We start from the raw sequence: 19,851 nt of genomic DNA on the forward strand, positions 1-19,851 counted from the left end.
TTTAAGAGCGTTTCAGGTTGACCAGTTCCTGCAACATCTCATCTGAAGTCGTAATCGTACGTGCATTCGCTTGATAAGCACGATTTGCGATAATCATTTCTGTAAATTCATTTGAAAGATCTACATTTGACATCTCTAATTCCCCAGATTGCAACGCACCGGTCCCAGCATCACCAGGTGCGGAAATAATGGCTGCACCTGAGTTGCCTGAAACTTCATAGTTGTTGCCCCCCACTTTTTGAAGGCCTTCTGGGTTATTGAAAGTTGCTAGCGAAACTTGACCCATTACAAAATTTTGACTGCCATACTTTGCAGTAATCAGCCCATTTTTATCAACTGACATTGAATCATACTTCAAAGTATTCCCACCAACCGTAATTTGACTTGGAATGTTAATTTCTTTCAAGCTTCCCTGTGCTGAAAGAACTGAATTCGTATCCAGACCGTCAGTATATTCTGTCGGGGTTGTAGCCGCCCTACCCATCACAGGCATTCCTGCACTATTTGTTAATGTTCCGTTACTATCGCGCAAAAACGCACCGTCGCGTGTATAATAGTCGCCGCCGTTGCTATTTTGAACAATGAAGTAGCCGCCACCATTGATATAAAAGTCAAGTGCACGTCCGGTTGATTGAGGTGCACCCGCCGTTGTCAGCGTATCAACTGCACCAGTCTGGACTCCGAGACCGATCTGCTTAGCATTCACACCACCGCTCCCATTTCCGGGAGCAGAAGCTGATCCTGTGGTTTGACTGATCAGATCTTCAAAAACAACACGTCCGGATTTGAAGCCCATCGTATTAACATTTGCAATATTATTTGAAACAACATCCATTTTGGTTTGCAGGTTTTTCATTCCACTAACGCCTGAATATAGTGATCTTAACATTGTGATTTCCTCCCTATTGTGTGGCTCTTCTTCAGTCATTCGAAAGAGCCGCGGCTTCCATTAAGGTCCAGCCGCTATTTAATGAACTTTGTACTATCAATATTAGTAACTGTGTTGATCTCTTTGACATCCATTGCAGTAATAATCGTACGCTTGTGTACGTTCGCAATTAATCCCATATTCTTGTATAGCAGCAAAGATTCTCGACTGCCCTTTTCGTTGAGTTCGTTCATCGCCTTAGAAATCTGAGCAAAATCGCTGTCTTGCAGTTCTAAATGACGATCACCTAGCCTTTTTTGAGCATGTTGTGAGAGCTTCACCTGGTCCTTCTTAGCTGCCAAAATTTGCGAAAATTCTTGCTGTTGGAGACTTGTTGTCTTTGAAGGCGTCTGCACAGCAGGAGTCATAACTCCAGTAACTCGAGTTAACATTTAATTTATCCCACTTCCGCTAAGGCGCTCATTTTATATTCACTGCCGTTAACTACCAATGTTGCAAAACCATTGGCAAATCTCACCTTGTCAACTTTTCCCGTTACCGACTGACCGTTATTATTTAACGTCACTTGTTTACCAAGCAGCGAATAGGCTTGTTGTTGTTGTAGTGCCATCACTGAAGTTGTCAATTCCTTGCCCATATTATTCAACTGATCAAGGGTCGTAAACTGCGCTAGTTGTGAGACATAATCTGTGCTGCTACTGCCGCCACTGGATGAATCGCTGCTCATCGAAGGATTTTGCATTGACGCTGAAAGAATCTTCAAAAAATCATCCATTGAAACTGATGAGGAATTTTTCGTCGTATCATACGCAGTTGACGTTGCAATTCCTGGAAAAGCATCTGAAATTCCGTAATCCATTTGTTTCCTCCTTAATTAAGCCAAAATGCTGATAATATTTTTGGGCTGTTCCTTTGTATCAGGCTGTGCTGCTACCTCCCCAACCTGCTGTGAAGTTGAATGATAAGATGCAAGCGAGCGTTGCCGCATAAACTTTCGCTGTTGGTTTTGCGTAAAAGATCCCTGACCCATGAGCGTTGAATCCGTCGGCTCAGTCCCAGTGGTCAATGGCGCTTGAGTATTGCCGGTTCCCGCTAAATCCTGCGTCTTCAAAATCTGTTCAAATTTGGGTGTCAGTCCAGCCAACATTTGTTTGGCGTGGACTGTCTCTACTTTGAACTCTAATTGAACCTGCTGCGGTGAGACTTTAAACGCAATTTTAACTTTGCCAAGGTTCTCCGGTTGCAACTGCAAAATGACCTGCTGAGTTCCACTTTGAGCTGCAGTTTTCAATGCCGTCGTTAGTGAAACTGCCTTGGAACCCATTGCTGGTAATTCAGCTGGACCTGCAGACATATTAACTGTCGTTGATTGCCCCCCTTGAACTTGCTGCACTTCAAGGTTTCCTTGGGATGGTTGGGCAATTGCAGCAACTACTGTAATGCTGCTTTCGATTAAAGACTGCTGTTGCCCTAAATTTTGCGCAAAATCAACTCTGGCTGGGTTTATTTTCCCAGATTCAGTTTTGTCAGCAGTTCGTGGTGCATTTTGTGGGGCCGACACTTCACTTTGGACTTGTTGCAAAACGGCTTGTGGAACATTTTGTACCTTAGAACTGTCTTTTTCAGCCTGAATCGCTGTCGGTGGGATCGCTTCAGCCTGTTTGGAAATCTGCGTAGCAGCGGCTATCGCAACTTGTTCGACAGGCTTTTGCGGGTTGCTTTTTGGTGGAGTTTCTTTTTCTGGTTCACTCGAAACCGGCAGCTTCATTTCTTGGAGCGTGACTTGTTTGGGGACCGCCAGAACCTTTTTTGAAAGCTCGTCTTCAGCAGCTTTTTCCTGCTTTTTATCACCTTCCTGCTCTTTACTGACTTCCAGCTTTTTACCAACTACCGTCTTTGGGGCTGGCGTCATTACAGAAGTTGGCGCAGTTTGAACTGCCGCAACAGCTTGCACGGCAGTCTGCTCCCCGTTAGAATCGTCAAGACTATTCTCAGTTAACGCCGGAATTGTTTGCTCCGGATTAATTTCCTTTGCGTTTTGCGAATTCTCCAGTTTAGTAACAGTGGAAGCAGCGTCTGTTTGTTGAGTTGCAAGAATTTTCTGGCCCGCTTGCTTTGGCTGCGGGTCAGAAAGAACAGGTGTGTTGTGTAACTGCTTGGGTGTTTCATCAGCACTGAGCAAAGCTTGCTTTGTCACCTTTCTGGGTGCAGCTTTAGTTTTTTTCGAGTCAACCGCTGTCCTTTCATCCAACTGACCAGTGTTTTCCTGTTCCTCCTTTGAGCCATCAGTAACCGCTGTTGAGTCACTGTCCGCGGATGCTTGAACTTGTTCTGCGGTATCCTCGTTTTTTAAAGCAGTCCCTTTGTCTTTTAATGATTGTGCAAAAGAGCGTTTGTTGGCGGCCAATTTCTGGGTAGATGTTGTAACTGACTCCCGGATAGAAGACGTCGAATCCCCACTTGCGTCAGTGATTCTTTCCATTTTCTTTCACCCCCTTTCAGATAACCCTTAGATAGCTTTCCTGTTTCGATTCGCCATCTCATCAAGCTGAGCTTGTTCTTGTCGTTTAACAAGCAAGCGATATTCCCCTGCTTGTTTTTCTTCCAGCTTTTCTAAAACTTTACGTTCTTGCTGCGCTTTGATCAGCTCTTTTAACTTAATTTCGCTGGCACTTTTAAGTTCCAATTCTGCATTTTTAAGTAGCGTTACTTCCTGATCAATTCCCAACAAGTACCTTCTTTGAACCTGCATTCTGCCAACTGTGTGCTCAGTGACCTCCATTAGATCCTTTTTTTCATCCAATAAGCGTCGAATCCCCACTTCTTTGCCTTGAACTTCCGCACGTAAACGCAAGTATTGCTGCTTTAGCTCCTGCTCACTTTGCTTGCGATATTCTAAGATATTCGCTAATGCAAATTTGAACCTTTTCATTTGTCAACCCCCCCATTGGTCTCCTAAGTCCGCTGCACATTTACTGCTGCATTTTCACTGAAAAGCTGGTGCAACTGCTCACGCGTCTGTGCAAAATCAGAATACTCATCAACCCTTTGTTGCAAAAAATCAGTGATTGGATGGTGCAAGGAAACAGCGTAGTCAATCACTGCGTTAGTTCCTGCCTTGTAAGCACCAATCTCAATTAAATCTTTGGCATCGTTGTAAACTGACATACTCTCCCGCAGTTCACTTGCATCGTGTGCATGCTGTTCGCTAACTAGAGATTTCATCAAACGGCTTAAGCTATCGGCAATTGAAATTGCAGGGTAGTGATTATGCGCCGCAATCTTACGTGAAAGTACAATATGACCATCAAGAATCCCTCTCACTGCATCGGCAATTGGTTCGTTCATATCATCACCCTCAACTAAAACCGTATAAAAAGCTGTAATCGAGCCTTTAGCCGACATCCCACTCCGCTCAAGCAATTTCGGCAATTCAGCAAAGACTGAAGGGGTGTATCCTTTGGTGGTCGGCGGTTCTCCGGTTGAAAGTCCAATTTCGCGCTGTGCCATTGCAAAACGTGTGACTGAATCCATCATTAAGACAACTTTTTTACCCTGATCACGGTAGTACTCCGCAATTGCGGTTGCCACATGGGCTCCTTTTAAACGCACAAGTGGCGGCATGTCTGAAGTTGCACAGACCACGACTGCTTTCTTGTAACCTTCCTCACCCAAGTCCTTTTCGATGAATTCTCGAACTTCACGCCCACGTTCACCAATCAAACCAATCACAATCACGTCTGCTTGACAGAACTTCGCAATCATCCCAAGCAGCGTACTCTTGCCCACACCACTTCCAGCAAAAACCCCAATTCGCTGCCCTTCACCAACTGTTAGCAACCCATCTAACGCACGAATTCCAGTACTCATAACATGTTCAATCTTTTTGCGCTGAAACGGATCTGGTGAATCTTGCATGACGGGATAAGCAGACAGCTCTTTAGTCGCCACCATTCCATCAAGCGGCCGTCCTAAGCCATCCAGTGTGTGCCCCAAAAGCTGATCACCCACGCTAACAGTCAGGGCATGTCCCGTGGCTTTAACCAGTGAACCTGGCCCGATCCCTTTCATCTCATCGAGCGGCATTAATAAGACAGTCTGTTTGACAAAACCCACTACCTCAGCTAGTGCAGTCCGTGCTCCCTTTTTAATTTGAACCTCACAGATTTCCCCGATGAAAACATCAAGACCCTCCACCTGGATAGTTAAGCCAACAATTTCACTGACCTTGCCATATGAAGTAAAAAAAGAATGTTTTCTGACCTTTTCAAGGTGCTGCTCCCATGGAATGGTAAAATTCATAGCTACTCCTTTTCTCCAAGACGCACAAGAAACTTATGTAATTCCTCCTGTAAAACAAGCGTTTCAAAGGATTCATTGGATTCCACTGTTACTTCATATGGTGACATTTGCTTGTCATTCAAAATGATGTACCGCAGATTGAGAAATTCTTTCTTTTTTTCCTCCATTTTCGCTGCTAAGAGCTCATGGTACTTCTCATGTGCCCGAATTGTAATAATTTGATCTGGTTTCTCTAATTTGAAAAGAATCGGTTCAAGTAATGAAAGAATTTCTGCCGGTTTTTCATCAAGCCGATGCTGAACAATTGCTTCTGCCATCTCAACTGCAAAAGCCACAATTTCATTTTTCTTGGCGCTGATATACTTTTTGGCAGTCAAAATCGAATTAGCAAGATTTTGCTGCGCTTCTTGTTCAAGTTTGGTCGCTAACAACTCTCCTTGCAGCTTGCCGTCTTGGTATCCCTTCGCATAGCCTTCCTGTTCTCCAGCTTGATAAGCTTTTTCCTTAATTTTTGCGGCTTCTGCTTGTGCAGTCGCGATTACTTTTTGCCGCAGCGTTTCAAAATCCTTTTGCCGCAATTTGTACGCCGGATTGTCAGGTGAAAGTTCATCAACTGCAATTGGTGAACTATGAACATGACTAACCGCTTTAGTCACCACTATTTTTCGCTTCTCACCTGCTGTAGTCGTCGTTTGTTTCACAAGACTGTTATTCGATAACTGCATCTTGATCCCCTCTTTCGATATAAATCTCTCCACTTTCATCAAGCTTCCTGATTACACCAACAATGCGTTGTTGTGCCTCTTCAACTGCTGACAAACGAGTTGGTCCCATAAATTCGAGCTCTTCTTTCAGATTATCAACTGCACGGGTTGAAAGATTATCAAAGATAAAGTCTCTAATTGAATCTGTCGTTCCCTTAAGTGCCAAGACAAGATCATCATTTTGAACATCACGCAAGACTTTTTGAACATCCAGTTTTTCAAGTGTCGTAATATCTTCAAACGTGAAGAGGCCTGCCTTAACCTCACTTGAAAGTTCAGGCTGTCTTTTCTCAAGATCTGCCAAGATATTTTTCTCTGTACTGCGACTCGCAGAGTTCAAGATTTTAACCAATGAATGAACCCCGCCAATATTTTCAGAATCATTGTCAACAAAGTTTGAAAATTTATTTTCAATTACTTTTTCGATTTTCTCGATTACTAATGGTGAAACACTTGTAATTGTCCCAATTCTTTCAGCAACCTCGACTTGGAAATCACTTGGAAATTGCGAAAGAATATCGGCCGCTTTTTCCGGCTGAATGTAACACATAATCATCGCAACCGTCTGTGGATGTTCATCCGCAAGTACATTTGCCAGTTGAAGTGTATCTGCCTTGCGCGCAATATTGAACGGCCGTTCACGAAATTGCAGCTGATTCAGCAGTTCAATAATTTCTTTGGCCTTTTGCGGACCAAGCGCCTGACGCAACAAATCTCTAGCATAGTCAATCCCACCATCTAAAACATATTGTTTGGCCTTAGCAGTATTCACAAATTCTTCTAAGACGCTGTCCCTTTGTTCAGGACTAACTGCATCTGTATTGGCAATTTCATAACTAACCTTTTGAATAAAACTATCCGGCAGCAACTTCATGATTTTCGAAGAAGTTTCTGCTCCAAGCGAAATCAATAAAATCGCTGCTTTTTTTACACCGTCGATTGAATTCATTTTGCTCTACCCCTACTTTTTCTCTTTCATCCACGCCTTCAACAAATCGGCAACCATTTCGGGATGCTCCTGTGCAAAATCTTTTGCCTTTTCATTCGCGGTATCAATTTTTTCTTCTTTTTTTGCGGGTTCTTTTTTGGGTGCAGGACTGACCACTGGTTCTTCTGCGACTGGAGTTGTTGGAGCATCCTGTGTAACATCTAAGTCATAGTCCTCGTCGTCATCATCGCGGCGACGCAGCTTCAAAAATGTAAAGATTAATCCCGCCAACAAAATTACTGCCCCGACTGCAGCTAGAATGTATAACCACAAATTGCTTCCCTTTTTCTTAGTAGTTTTCGTCGTCCCACTAGAAGAAGAATTTCGCGCAAAATCAATTCCTTGAATTGTCAAACTATCACCACGGCCTTGATTAAAGCCCACTGCAGTTTGAACTAGGTTGCGAATCTGATCCTGGTTTTCTTGCGATAAGTTCCCATTAATAAGTACTGAACTGGTCATTCGTTTAATTGAACCGGGGGCGCTGATTATTTTAGTAGTTTCAGTATCAAGTTCGTTGTTAACTGTCCGACTTGTCGAACCAGTATTCGAACTACTGCTGCCAGCAGTAGTGTTTGAGGCATTGTTATTGGTTTCACCCGTTTGAGTCCCTGTATTACCTGTGGTCTGCTCATTTTCGCTTCTAATTTTAGGGTTATTGTAAGTCGTCATTTTACGTTCAATCGAATCAAAGTTGAGATCTAAGTTAACTGAAACTTGAATTTTACTTGATCCATAAAGCGGCTGTAGCAATTTTTTCACCTTATCAGCCAACATTTTTTCATAAGCTTTTTGAATTCCCATATACTTGGTGCTATAGCTATTGGCCTGACTGTCGTCACTGCCCGATCCTGAAAGAACATTACCGTCGCTATCAACTACCTTGACATTTTGCTGACTAAGATTCTCCACTGAGCCTGCTGCTAGTGCGGTAATCCCTTGAACTGCCTGTGTGGAAATTCCACTGCCCTTTAGAGTCAGCACAATTGAAGCCTTGGCCTGTTTACTGCTGCTGCTATCGTCAAAGACACTTTGCTTTGGCATTACCAGCATGACCTTTGCTTTTTGGACCTCATTAAGTGAAGCAATTGCCCGCTCTAGTTCACCAGTGACTGCCCGTTGATACATTACTTTGCGATCTTCATCTGTGGTCATTACACTTGTATTATCAAATAACTCAAACCCGGTGGAACTGTTTGGTAATTTGTTATTCACTGCCAAGTTAATTCGTGTTTGATCGACTTTATCCTGTGCGACCATGACAGTCTTGCCATCATCCGTTAATTTATAAGGCACATTTTCGCTTTTAAGCTCTTTTGTAACAGTTCCTGCGTCAGCGTCACTTAATCCTGAAAATAAAACTCCATACTGTACCCTAGTATTCATGTAGACCACTATGCCTATCACGACTAGTAAACTGACTAACGCTAATGACCACGAAACTCTGCTAATCCTGCTTTGCGCCTGCCATTTGTCCTTAACACTTGCAAGCCGGTCTCTCATTTTTTCTAACACTTACCTTTTCCCCCAACCCAATGCCAGCCTAAAACTGCATATTCTTAATGTCGTTATAGGCATCCAGACATTTATTACGCACTTGAACTGCAGTCTGCAAAGAAAGCTGGGCTTCGGTCATTTTAATCATGACATTTCCTAAGCTATTTTCTTTTCCACTGACCATATCTGCTGTACTTTGATTCATTGCGTTCACATTTTGATTCAACCCCGAAACAGCATCGTTCAGGTAAGAACTAAACGATTTTTGCGTACTGCTTGTCTGAGCATCTTGCAAACCGGTAACTTTTTGCAACGTTCCTTGATAATTTTGAATCCCGGAAACATCTGTTAATCCATCCATTTTGTGACCCCCAAATTAGTTTTTAGAAATTTCCAAGGCTTTTTTCAAAATTGTCTTGTTCATTTCAGCCGCTGAAGTATCGGCTTCATACGTCCGCATTGTTTGTATCATATTGACCATTTCGTCCGCCATATTGACATTTGAAGTCTGCACATAACCATTTTGATCAGCATCAGGGTTGGTGGGATCATAACTGGTTTTTTCTGTGTTATCACTCTGAATCCCAGTGACTTTAACACCGTAGCTTTCCTGACCACCAATTGTCGGTGTTTGTGAGTCTGTACTGTTTGCCTGAACATTTTTCAAACTTTCACTAAATTGAACTGTCTTCCGCTTATAAGGGCCACCTTCAGCTGTCCTCGTTGTATTTACGTTTGCAATATTAGTTGAAGTTGTATCCAACTTTAATCTTTCCAACGCTAACCCACTCGCATTAATCTCTAATCCGTTGAAAATTCCCATCACGCTTACCCCCTTTTTTACTAGTGTTCAAGTACATAATCCATCATTTGATACCGTCCATTAAGCTGCGAAACAAGCGCACTGTAATACAGACCATTTGTGGCCTGATTAACCATTTCAACGTCTAAGTCAACGTTATTACCGTTTTGTTTAACTGCTGTTGAATCAGTTGTCACCTTTGTCGCGTCAGTTGTTGCAGCATTCAAATGTTCTTTATTTGTAGTTGTCATTTTCAAAGCCGTATTGAGCTGATCTGTAAAGGCGATCCTTTTGGCTTTATAGTTTGCGGTATTCACATTTGCAATGTTGCTTGAAATTAAATCTGAACGTTGCGCAGAAACATCCAGCGCATCTTTGAGCATATTATAGGTTTCCACAGCCGTCACCCCATTTAAAATATATATGTATAAAAATTAATTAGATAAAAACGTAAAATTCACTTTAATCTGTTAAATATATCCCGCTTTCAGCATTATACTTGAAATAAATTTCACTTTCAACGTCAAAAGATGCAATAAATCGGTAATTATCAAAAAATGAAACAAAATTTACATTTTAAAAAAGCTTGCGATTTTTAGTGTAAAAACTGCGGATCAGCATATTATATTGACTATTTTAAAAAATAAATCCTCATAACTATTAATACTACCATAACTATATTATTATATTACACATAAAAGCGGATGCATTTAACGTGCAACACATTTTCTTTTATTTTTTTCTCTTTTTATCATCAAAAAACGTTTTAAGCTCAAAACTCGGAACATTTAATTAATTTAGAGTAGTTACCGATATAAAGTAATGTGCGGACTTATAAAGCATTGTCCAATTCTTTAGGAGGAATCGAAATGGATCTTATTTTATTTTTGGGTATCCTGCTTGGAATCATTTCTATTACTGTTGGAATGGTCCTCAAGGGAGCCAGTATTGCAGTCTTAATTAATCCCGAAGCGATGCTCGTAATTTTCGTCGGCATCATCGCCGCAGTAATCAACAGCTATCCTGTAAAAGAGTTGAAACGAGTGCCCAAGATTTTACGTGTTTTGGTGAGAAAAGAAAGTTACGATTACGAAGAGGCTATTCAAAAGATCGTTGAAATGTCTAATATTGCACGCCGTGATGGCCTATTGGCACTTGAGGAACATGTCAAAGACTTAGAGAACCCTTTTTTACAAGAAGGACTTGAAATGGTGATTGATGGGATTGATGCTGAGCAAATCCGTGAAATTATGGAAAATGAAATTGACGGGATTGATCAAAGACATCGAAGTGCCGCCGGAATTTTTAAAACTGCCGGCACGACCTCTCCGACACTTGGGGTTCTAGGTGCCGTGATCGGTTTGATTGGTGCTTTAGGTAATTTGAATAACATTACTGCCCTAGGAACATCAATCTCGTCAGCTTTTGTAGCAACGCTTTTTGGCATCTTTTTTGGGTATGTCCTCTTAATTCCTTTCAGCTCGCGCCTGCTTTCAAAATCCGAACAGGAAATTCAGTTGTTCAATCTGGTGCTTGAAGGGGTTCTGTCAATCCAGGCTGGCAATCCTTCCAACACGATTGAAAAAAAGCTTTACAGCCTGATTGATCTCAAACCAGCCAATAAAGAGGCTGACAATCATGGGGAGGAATAGCAATGGCCAAAAGGAAACGGACTGAAGACCACACTGACGAAGGCTGGCTGCTGCCTTATTCAGATATGCTAACTTTGCTGCTGGCACTCTTCATCGTTTTATTTGCCATGAGCAAGGTCAACGATAAAAAATTCCAAGAATTCAAATCTGAATTTGGAACGATTCTGTCAGTACGTTCAAGTGCCGGTGGAAAAACCGTCATTTCAACCCAACAAGCAACCGCTCAAAGTACTATTAAGCCCCAAAGTCTGACTTCTGCTCAACAAAGCGCAAAAGAAGCTCAAGCACAACAAAAACTCGAAAATGAACGCCTGCAGCAAGTAAAGAGTCAGTTGCAGTCAAATCTAAAAGCGGCTGGTCTGAGTAATAATGTCAATATTGCGCTTCAAAGCGATGGTCTTCTCATTACGATGGATAGCAGCATTCTTTTTGACTCTGGAAGCGCCGCTTTAAGTTCGCAGGTGGAAAGCAACCTTAATTCTTTGTCTGACCCTTTACGTGCAGTTACAGGAACACCCGTGACGATTGCCGGCTACACAGATAACGTTCCTATCCGAAAAAATTCTACTTATAATTCAAATTGGGAGCTCAGTTCAGCACGAGCCATTGCTGTCATGAACTACTTTGTTGCCAACAATGTTTTCAGACAACAAGATGTCGCTATTCAAGCTTATGCAGAAAATCATCCAAAAGATAATAACTCAACTGCCGCTGGAAGAGCCAAAAACCGTCGCGTTGAAATCCTAATTCAGCGTATAGCGACCACCTCCGAAAAATAACAAAGGGGCATAAAGCACTAAAGTTTGAGTGCTATCACAAAAATTACTCAGACCGCGTAATTTGCACTGTATAACTCGAAATTAGCCGGAAAATTTTGACTTATGGAACACGTCTATCCGGAATAAATAAAGAAGCTAGACTAAAATTTCACTTTTGGCCCAGCCCCCTCTTAAAAACTTTTCACTCTAGGGTACACTTATTGTTTTTCGCAATCACAATAAATGACCCTCTTTTTTTGTCGCAGCTTTAGCTTTTTGCACCTAGTCGTTCTTTAATCTCACTCTCCTAGCGGTGATAATTAGTAGAGTAAAGTAACTTTTTAATTATAAGTCTGCAGCTAATTTTCCCACCAGCCTCCATCTTATTTGACGCTTGCTTACTTATAAAAAGATTCAAAATCACTGTTATTCCTCATCAAATAAGCTCTAAATCTAGTACTGGCTTATATCTTCCAAAATAAACATACCATCAGCAGTCGTAACTTTGAGCATTAGCTTCGCATTGCTCAGCGCACGTGGTTCTGCGCTGAGTTGAGTAACTTGAAGTTAGCCGGAAATTTCTGATCTATGCGCTCCATTTATCCAAAGTTAACAACCACGCCGCAGTAAAGGTTAACTTTTGGCCTGAGCTACTCGACTAATTTTAAACAACTAGGTTATGATCTGCTTAAAACAACTTACATTCCAAAAAAATAGGCGTCACATCATCGTAAAAACTCGACTCTGTGCCACCTAAAAAATAAGCATGCTTTATTTTAAGTAATCTGTTACCTTAACAAACTAACTTTCAAAGACCAAACCTAGACCGCTTTTTACTTAGCATTTTAGTTTTTGACTTTAAATTTATTCGTTTGTTCTTGCAGGTTTTTAGCTGCATTTCTCAAATCAGCAACATGGTTAGTAAACTCATCCATTGTTGCCAACACTTCCTCTGAATTAGCTGAAACTTCTTCTGTTCCAGCTGCATTTTCCTCTGTTGAGGCGGACACGTTCTCGAGGTTGCCGACAATACTGGCTTGTAATTTTTCAATCTTAATACTGGCTTTTTCAACTTTTTGAATTCCAGCAATCATCAAGTCACTCTTGTCAAAAACCTGCTGTAAAGCTGTCACGGTATGGCGCAACAACGCCGCCTGCTTTTCACCGCCAGCTAATGACTCCCCTGTTTGCTGCACCATCTGCGTAGAACTGGTAGTGATTTCTTGAATAAGTTTCTCAATTTCTTTGGTAGAGGCTTTAGTCTGTTCCGAAAGTTTTCTAATCTCGGTTGCAACCACTGCAAATCCCTTGCCGGCTTCACCAGCACTTGCTGCTTCAATTGACGCATTTAGTGCCAACAAATTAGTTTTATGAGAAATACCGTCAATCACATTTAAGATTTTATGTACTCCTTGGACATTCTCATTTAGCATTGCCATGCCTTGATTCAACTCGCCCATCTTGGATAATTCATTCTTCCAATTTGAACGAGCCGCATCTGTCAATTTAATACTTTCTTGATTAAGCTGCTTAGTTTCATCCGATTGCGCCGCCATTTTTCCTGATCCAGCTCGCAGATGCTTAATGATCTGCAACAGATCTTGCAATTGATTGACACTCTTTTCAGTCTCCTGCGCCTGTGAGCCTGTGACTTCCGCAATTCCGGTGATTGTTTGGGCAACTTCTTCAGTGGCTTTATTTGTCTGTTTTCCTAATTCTAATAATGAATCTGATTTGGTGGCCACTAATGCAGCCTCTTTTTTAACTTTGCCGACTGCCTCACTAATTGTCATAATCATCTGGTTATATTGAGCAACAATCTGATTAATTTCATTTCCATTAGGATTAGGTGCGAGCAATTTTGCAGCGACTCCATGAATGCTGAATCTCTTATTATCGCCCTCTACTCGAATTGGAGTTAGTTCGCCTTGACTTGAAAGCTTGAAAGAAGCGCTCATGTGGGTCATTAAAATTCGGATCATTTTTGCAATCAAGAAAATCAAAACAGCACCTAATGCCAGTGTTACAAGAACTACCAGCAGCGTTGTTTCTAAAAGCGAACCCAGCTCTTGATCTAAATCACTTTTTTCAACTTTTGCAAAGGCCCAAGTCTGGCTGTCGGCACCCCCCTTATTAAAATAAACCTTATCGATATCATTGGAGTTTTTCAGTGTAAGTGTTCCAGAATTACTTTTTGCCTTTTTAATTGCTTTAAAGAGTGCGGTTGATGCAATGTCTTTCCCGACTTGATAACCGCCTGAGCGTGTCTCACCATTCGTTGCAACGATCTGTCCAGAACTCGAAACCAAAGAGGCACTGCCGGTACGGCCTACACTCAAAGCCATTGCAGTGTTTTGCACATTAGTATACGAAACGTCAATACACAAGACACCTGATTCTCCTTGATTATTATGGATCGAAAGGGCTGCAGTGGTCACATAGGAACCGCTCGTCACATCTTTATACGGTTCAGTCCAATAGATACTTCCGCTTTCTGCTACAGCTCCTTGATACCAAGGCCGCGTTCGCGGATCAAACCCTGCCGGCAATTTTTGAAATGTCGTGATTTTTCCCTTCGAAGTTGCAAAGGCAATTTGCTTGATGGATGAGTTTCCCTGCTTGACAGTTGCCAAAGTATTTTTGATATCCTCTTCCTTAAAAGTATTTTCAAAAACCGACAGTTGTGCCAATTTTTTTAATTGTTGCTCAGTCGAAGATGAAAGTCCTTGTTTCGATGCCAGTAAAACATTAACTGCACTTTGTTTATTAATGTCATTACGCCCGACAAGTAGCCTTCTAGTACTAAAATAAGAATTCGTGACAATTATCAAAACTGGAATCAGAATCACCGCTACAAGGGTGATCGCCACAGCTTTAACAATACTGCTTTTGCTTTTCATAAAAAAAGTCCTCCTCGACTACGACCAAGATTATATGAATTAAGAAGAAAGTTTAAATTTTTCTTATGTTCTTATAATCATTTTAATCGGCATAACCTAGGAGGATTTAAGCTTTTTGATTAAAGTTGTTGCATTAAGAAGCGCACTCCGAAGCGCAAAGCCTGCGCGCACTGACGTTAAAGAGCAAAATAGTCAGACTGCGACTAGCCATAACTTTGACTTAAGCAATTCACTTGGCTTGTTTAAAGTTCTTTTACAGCCTCTGCAAGCGGTGTAAGTGCATGCCCCAAAACTGTCGGAAGATCGTTTGTTTCTTCTGTCAATTCACCATCTCGAATTAAAGTCTGAATCATGATAATAACATCTGCAGCAGCGCCTAAGCCTTCTGCCTCAAGTGTTTTACGATATTCTGCATCTGAAAGGCTTTCAACTTCAAATTCTTTTTCACTAAATTGTTTAAGTTCACTGGCTAATTCACCAAATGAGCGTGAAGGTCCTGCAAATTCATAAATTTTTTTAGGTGCAACGCTCGTTAAAACCTTGACAGCCGCTTCAGCATATTCACGCTCAAGTGCCCAGCCAACTCTTCCATCTCCTGCGCTGAAACGAAATGGCTTGCCAGCAAGAGCTTCTTTAATCAACCCAGCTTGGTTTTCAAGATACCAATTATTGCGCAAAAATGCATATTTAAGGCCGCTTTCTTCTAAGTAGTGTTCAGTTTTCTGATGATCGGCAGCTAAAGGACTATTTGCGGTCTCAGCATGCGGAAAACTAGTGTAGGCAATAAAGTCAATCTTCGCGGCCGTTGCGGCCTTGACAACATTCAAATGTTGCTTGTCGCGTGGATACTCATTTCCCGGAACAGAAGAAATAAACAAAAGACGCTCAATGCCTGCAAATGCAGTCCGCAAGCCTGCTGCATCCGTATAATCCGCCTGACGGACTTCGATTCCAGCCGGTAAAACCTTTTTGGCTTTTTCCAAGTTCCGTGCAAATGCAACCACTTGATCTTTGCCAACTATCTTTATCAAATCAGTTAGCGCTGTACGCCCAAACTTACCTGTTGCAGCTGTTACCCCATATTTCATTTTCTGAAACCTCCCTAGTTAATAGTCAATTCATGTTATATTTAAAGTAACATTCAAGGTTAAAGAAGTCAAACGTTAACCCTTAGGACTAACTGTGCTAAAAAAAAGCACCTTCAAATCTCAGATTAGCAATCCAAGAGCTGTAAGGTACTCAAATTATTATTGCACTCATTTTACCGAACGTGTCCTGCTTTGAATTGTCTCTTCACTATAAAAGCTCAGTACAATCATCATTAAGAGGTACAAACCTAATGGAATCCACACGTAATTAAGATTAATCATCTGTAAGGTTTGAGTATTCTGTGCCTGGTTGGGCAAATATCCCGAAAGATGGAATAAGCCCCCCGTGATCAATCCGCCAATTCCCAGACCCAGATTGACGCCAAAGTCATCCGTTGCAGCCAGAATACCTTCTGCCTGGATTCCCAATGACATCCCATAGCGAATTGTATCGGCAATCATGATTGAAACAAGGCCCACGATAATTCCATGACCGAGCGAATTAACGAAAATTCCACCGAATAGGACTGGTAAGAGCTTACTATAGACACCTAGCGCCAAGATGATTTGACCACCTAGAGCAATCAGCATCCCCACAAACATTGTTTGTTTTTTATGCCAAAAAGTTGTCAACCGCATAATTAAAAGGACCCCGAACAATGAGGAAAACATAAACGCATTTGCTAATGGTACCAAGTCCTTGGCGTTCAGTGTGTATTTGAAGTAGTAGATGGTTGTCTGATTCTTAATAGCTGTCACTAACCAGAACAAAAAAATTACGATTGAAATCACGATCCAGGGATGATTGCGCTTTAACATTTGCGTTACTTCACGAATTGGTTGATGCGCAATCTCAGGCATCGTAAATCTTTCTCTAATATGAAAAAAAGTGTTTAAAATCAGTATAAATGAAATGATCCCAAACAAAATAATCGTGAATAAAAAGCCCTGCTGCTTGTTACCATGACCGAAAAAGGCAACTAACGGCAAAGTAAACACTCCCACAATAATCTGAACCGAGCTGCCGCAAAATTGCCGAATCACACCCAACAGTGTCAATTCACGTTCGTTCTGTGTCATTGTGGGGAGGACCGACGTAATCGGCGAATTAACAGCTGTATAAAAAAAGCCTAGCCCCAAATAAGTAATGTATGCCCAAATTAACTTCCCTTGTTCCGAAAAAGCAGGTGTCACAAACGTTAAAATTGCAAAAACGACATAGGGCAATGCGAACCACAAGAAGAACGGACGACTCTTACCAAAGCGAGAATGTGTATGATCAATCATAAAGCCAATTAAAATACTTTCAAGCACATCAGCAACTCGCGCCACTATGAACAAGACTGCAACGTCTCCTGCGCTCAACCCATAAACATCTGTGTAAAAATAGAGCAGGTAGGTCGTCATTACCTGAAAAACCAGGTTATCTGCGGCATCGCTCATTCCATAGCTAAGTCGTTCGGTCCACTTCGTTTGCCATTCTTTATTTTCCACCGCAGCAACCTTCTTTATGATTATTTTTGACTTTCTTCGTTCTTTAATTCCTCAATTACAACATGGTTGACCCACATCCAAGCCATATGTCCCAAAGCCTCTGAAACATGCTCTTCGAGAGGTTGTTCTTTGGCAGCAGGTACTGTCCCCATTTTAGGCATTAGTGCAACGTGTGTAACAGCCCAAACACCTGCGCCAAACAACGTTCCATGCCCGGTTTTAATAATCGGTAAATAGTGTCCGGCTACACTGTAAAACATCCCAAAAGTAGCAGAAAAACCGAAGTGAATTATAAAACTAGCCCATGGCATCTCATGTCCGGAATAGGTATAAGTTGCATGTGTTACTTTGTGCGGAATACCCAATTGCTGCATAAATTTTTGCGGTGGGTTGGTCAGCTCTCTTTCAGGAGTACGCGGAGGTAACAGTACCTCCCACCCTAATTTAACAAAGCCTGAAACAATTCCGGCTACTCCACCGATCACAAGTGCATCTTTGACATTAAAACGTTCTTTTTTCATGACTTTCTCCTTTCCCTGATAACGCAATTAGTCTAGCCTAATTATTCCAAAAGCGCCAGTAAATAGTTTTCATTTTGTAAGTTAATCTTTTTCATTTAAAATCTGCCGAACTCTTTTTTTCAAGGTCGGCACTACCTTTTCTTCAAACCATGGATTGCGCTTTAGCCAGCCCCCGTTCAAGGGAGAAGGATGAACTAGCGGAAAATACTTAGGCAAATAGTTTTGATAGTTATGCACTACCTCGGTCAAGGCAACCGTTTTTGGCAATTCAAGATACTCATGCTGCGCATAACTGCCAATCAGTAAGCTCAGTTGAATGTTAGGCATCAATTTTAAAAGTTGCGGGTGCCATTTAGCTGCAAAACCTCTGCGCGGGGGCAAATCACCGTGCTTGCCTTTCCCTGGATAATAAAAATCTGCCGGAAGAATTGCAATGCTTGTACTGTCATAAAATTCTGCAGTTGTAACTCCCATCCACTTACGCAGCCTCACCCCACTTTGATCATTCCAACACCGTTTTGTAGCTTGTGCTTTTTTACCTGGTGCCTGCCCAATCAGCAGAATTTTGGCCGTTGCTGCTGCAGCATAAAGCGGCTCAATTTTCTGTGCAGTATAAACTGCATTTGCAGGATCATTTTTAATAGCATTAAAGATTTGACTTAGCTTTTGCTCTAATATGCTTTGCTCTGTCATCATTGCTCAGCTTCCCTCATTCAATGAATTATCTCTATATTCCTAGCAGCCTCTTAAAATTTTCGCAGACTTGAAAGTAATAAATTTACAAAAGCCGCGCGCTTAACTTTTGTCAATACACCAACATTTTGTGGTTTATGTAACAGGTCCCAACGATCAACAACTGTTTGGCCGCGGGTAAACTCTCCTTTGGTCTCCACCTCAACATGGTATTGCTTTTTTTCAAAATATTCTGGGTGCAGCAGCCATGCAACTGTGCACGGATCGTGCAGCGGGATTCCCTTAAACCCCCACTTTTCTTGTGCATAAAAAGTGCCATAAAAAGCAAGCTGTCCGGCCACACTCCGAGCAACAGCATTCTTAATTTTGCTGATTTCAGCAATTTCTTCTGGATAAATTTGTGCTTGATAAGTAACGTCTAAGCCAGCCATTATCAGTGGGATTCCCGCTTCAAAAACAATTTTGGCTGCTTCAGGATCGACAGCAATATTAAACTCTGTTGTCGGAGTAAAATTGCCATAATCCATTGCTCCTCCCATGCAGACAAGCTGCTTGATTTTTCCTTTTAAATACGGATAAATTTGTAAAAATAGCGCAATATTTGTCATCGGGCCCGTTACCACCAAAGTAACGGGCTCTGGTTGGCGTTCCAGTATCTGTGCCATCAACTCCACCGCCGGCATCTGTTGCGGCGCAAAGTTAGGTTCAGGCAAAATGGCTCCATCCAACCCGGTTTTCCCATGAACTTGCGGAGCAATCATCAATTCTTGCAAAAGCGGTTTTTGATTGCCAGAAGCAACTGGAACATCGCTTTTATGCAACAAGGTCAAAACTCGCATGGCATTATTCAAAGTTTTATCTGGAGTCTGATTTCCTGCTGAAGTCGTAACTGCGAGTAATTCCAGTTCAGGTGCTGCCGCTGCCATTATTAACGCAATTGTATCGTCTTGTCCTGGATCACAATCCATTATTATTTTTTCCAACACTTTTTCCCCCTTAAGCATAACTTGCGAATTTTATTTTAACATATACGGCTAAAAAGAAGTGCTGACAAGCAGCGTCCAGCCTTCAGAAGCTAAGTATTGAATTACAAAGTAACCGGAGTTTGGTTACGCGTAATTCAAGCTTAGATTTGGAAGGTTGCTGCTAGAAGCACGTTAAAAAGAAGTGCTGACAGGTGCTGGGAGGCTGTGAGCTCTAACACCAAATTACAAAATAGCCGGGGTTTGGCTATGCGTAATTTGTGGTTAGGCGCAACAGACTGGTACCTGAGGCACGTTAAAAGAAGTGCTGACAAGCAGTGTCCAGCCTTCAGAAGCTAAGTATTGAATTACAAAGTAACCGGAGTTTGGTTACGCGTAATTCAAGCTTAGATTTGGAAGGTTGCTGCTGGAAGCACGTTAAAAAGAAGTGCTGACAGTTGCTGGGAGGCTGTGAAATACCCCCAAAAATTAAAGAGAGTGTGACATAAGTCGGGAAAATTTGAGTGCTAACTCGAAATTA

The 19,851-nt window shown here is 41.7% G+C and carries 20 protein-coding genes; 2 read left to right on the top strand and 18 right to left on the bottom strand.

Annotated elements, in window-relative coordinates:
- Position 1 precedes the first annotated feature (1 nt).
- The 12 genes from FD50_RS04755 to flgB form a co-directional block, all read right to left on the bottom strand.
- The gene (locus FD50_RS04755) at positions 2-889 is read right to left on the bottom strand and encodes a flagellar hook-basal body complex protein (protein ID WP_056960611.1); all 888 of its coding nucleotides are present in this window, start codon (positions 887-889) and stop codon (positions 2-4) included.
- 74 nt (positions 890-963) lie between these two features.
- Complete coding sequence (locus FD50_RS04760) at positions 964-1,296, bottom strand: flagellar protein (RefSeq protein WP_082610427.1); 333 nt, start codon at positions 1,294-1,296, stop codon at positions 964-966.
- A 29-nt stretch (positions 1,297-1,325) separates the two neighbouring features.
- Positions 1,326-1,748, bottom strand: a complete 423-nt coding sequence (locus FD50_RS04765; RefSeq protein WP_056960612.1) for a flagellar hook capping FlgD N-terminal domain-containing protein — start codon at positions 1,746-1,748, stop codon at positions 1,326-1,328.
- 15 nt (positions 1,749-1,763) lie between these two features.
- Complete coding sequence (locus FD50_RS04770) at positions 1,764-3,371, bottom strand: flagellar hook-length control protein FliK (RefSeq protein WP_056960613.1); 1,608 nt, start codon at positions 3,369-3,371, stop codon at positions 1,764-1,766.
- Positions 3,372-3,398: 27 nt separating this feature from the next.
- The gene (gene fliJ / locus FD50_RS04775) at positions 3,399-3,821 is read right to left on the bottom strand and encodes a flagellar export protein FliJ (protein ID WP_056960614.1); all 423 of its coding nucleotides are present in this window, start codon (positions 3,819-3,821) and stop codon (positions 3,399-3,401) included.
- 23 nt (positions 3,822-3,844) lie between these two features.
- Positions 3,845-5,191 carry a flagellar protein export ATPase FliI gene (gene fliI / locus FD50_RS04780; RefSeq protein WP_056960615.1) on the bottom strand — a complete coding sequence of 449 codons (1,347 nt, stop codon included), beginning with the start codon at positions 5,189-5,191 and terminating at the stop codon, positions 3,845-3,847.
- 2 nt (positions 5,192-5,193) lie between these two features.
- The gene (locus FD50_RS04785) at positions 5,194-5,916 is read right to left on the bottom strand and encodes a FliH/SctL family protein (protein ID WP_054756384.1); all 723 of its coding nucleotides are present in this window, start codon (positions 5,914-5,916) and stop codon (positions 5,194-5,196) included.
- The gene (fliG, locus tag FD50_RS04790; protein WP_056960616.1) at positions 5,900-6,904 is read right to left on the bottom strand and encodes a flagellar motor switch protein FliG; all 1,005 of its coding nucleotides are present in this window, start codon (positions 6,902-6,904) and stop codon (positions 5,900-5,902) included. Before fliG ends, FD50_RS04785 begins: the two co-directional genes overlap by 17 nt.
- 12 nt (positions 6,905-6,916) lie before the next feature.
- Positions 6,917-8,458: a flagellar basal-body MS-ring/collar protein FliF gene (gene fliF, locus FD50_RS04795; RefSeq protein ID WP_315972244.1), complete on the bottom strand. Its 1,542-nt coding sequence runs from the start codon at positions 8,456-8,458 to the stop codon at positions 6,917-6,919.
- Between the two features lie 28 nt (positions 8,459-8,486).
- The gene (fliE, locus tag FD50_RS04800; RefSeq protein WP_056960617.1) at positions 8,487-8,801 is read right to left on the bottom strand and encodes a flagellar hook-basal body complex protein FliE; all 315 of its coding nucleotides are present in this window, start codon (positions 8,799-8,801) and stop codon (positions 8,487-8,489) included.
- A 15-nt stretch (positions 8,802-8,816) separates the two neighbouring features.
- A complete protein-coding gene (gene flgC / locus FD50_RS04805) occupies positions 8,817-9,263 on the bottom strand; it encodes a flagellar basal body rod protein FlgC (protein ID WP_054756382.1) in 447 nt (148 codons plus the stop codon).
- 20 nt (positions 9,264-9,283) lie between these two features.
- A complete protein-coding gene (gene flgB, locus FD50_RS04810) occupies positions 9,284-9,640 on the bottom strand; it encodes a flagellar basal body rod protein FlgB (RefSeq protein ID WP_054756380.1) in 357 nt (118 codons plus the stop codon).
- A gap of 471 nt (positions 9,641-10,111) precedes the next feature.
- On the opposite strand from flgB, the gene FD50_RS04815 reads away from it, so the two are divergent.
- Both FD50_RS04815 and FD50_RS04820 read left to right on the top strand, forming a co-directional pair.
- Positions 10,112-10,894: a MotA/TolQ/ExbB proton channel family protein gene (locus FD50_RS04815; RefSeq protein ID WP_056960618.1), complete on the top strand. Its 783-nt coding sequence runs from the start codon at positions 10,112-10,114 to the stop codon at positions 10,892-10,894.
- A gap of 2 nt (positions 10,895-10,896) precedes the next feature.
- The gene (locus tag FD50_RS04820) at positions 10,897-11,673 is read left to right on the top strand and encodes a flagellar motor protein MotB (protein WP_054756376.1); all 777 of its coding nucleotides are present in this window, start codon (positions 10,897-10,899) and stop codon (positions 11,671-11,673) included.
- A gap of 824 nt (positions 11,674-12,497) precedes the next feature.
- Here the strand turns inward: FD50_RS04820 and FD50_RS04825 are convergent.
- From FD50_RS04825 to rihA, 6 genes are all read right to left on the bottom strand, one after another.
- The gene (locus FD50_RS04825; protein WP_054756374.1) at positions 12,498-14,552 is read right to left on the bottom strand and encodes a methyl-accepting chemotaxis protein; all 2,055 of its coding nucleotides are present in this window, start codon (positions 14,550-14,552) and stop codon (positions 12,498-12,500) included.
- A gap of 242 nt (positions 14,553-14,794) precedes the next feature.
- The gene (locus FD50_RS04830; protein ID WP_054756369.1) at positions 14,795-15,640 is read right to left on the bottom strand and encodes an SDR family oxidoreductase; all 846 of its coding nucleotides are present in this window, start codon (positions 15,638-15,640) and stop codon (positions 14,795-14,797) included.
- Between the two features lie 168 nt (positions 15,641-15,808).
- Positions 15,809-17,134, bottom strand: coding sequence for an MFS transporter (locus tag FD50_RS04835; protein ID WP_261907735.1), 1,326 nt, complete (start codon positions 17,132-17,134; stop codon positions 15,809-15,811).
- Positions 17,135-17,154: 20 nt separating this feature from the next.
- Entirely contained in the window at positions 17,155-17,682 is a 528-nt protein-coding gene (locus FD50_RS04840; protein ID WP_420806260.1) for a YagU family protein, read from the bottom strand.
- 54 nt (positions 17,683-17,736) lie between these two features.
- Complete coding sequence (locus FD50_RS04845; RefSeq protein ID WP_235803438.1) at positions 17,737-18,351, bottom strand: uracil-DNA glycosylase family protein; 615 nt, start codon at positions 18,349-18,351, stop codon at positions 17,737-17,739.
- A gap of 50 nt (positions 18,352-18,401) precedes the next feature.
- Complete coding sequence (gene rihA / locus FD50_RS04850) at positions 18,402-19,334, bottom strand: pyrimidine-specific ribonucleoside hydrolase RihA (RefSeq protein ID WP_187328402.1); 933 nt, start codon at positions 19,332-19,334, stop codon at positions 18,402-18,404.
- Positions 19,335-19,851: the final 517 nt, after the last annotated feature.

The organism is Liquorilactobacillus satsumensis DSM 16230 = JCM 12392 (genome assembly GCF_001435195.1).
Taxonomy (GTDB): Bacteria; Bacillota; Bacilli; order Lactobacillales; family Lactobacillaceae; genus Liquorilactobacillus; species Liquorilactobacillus satsumensis.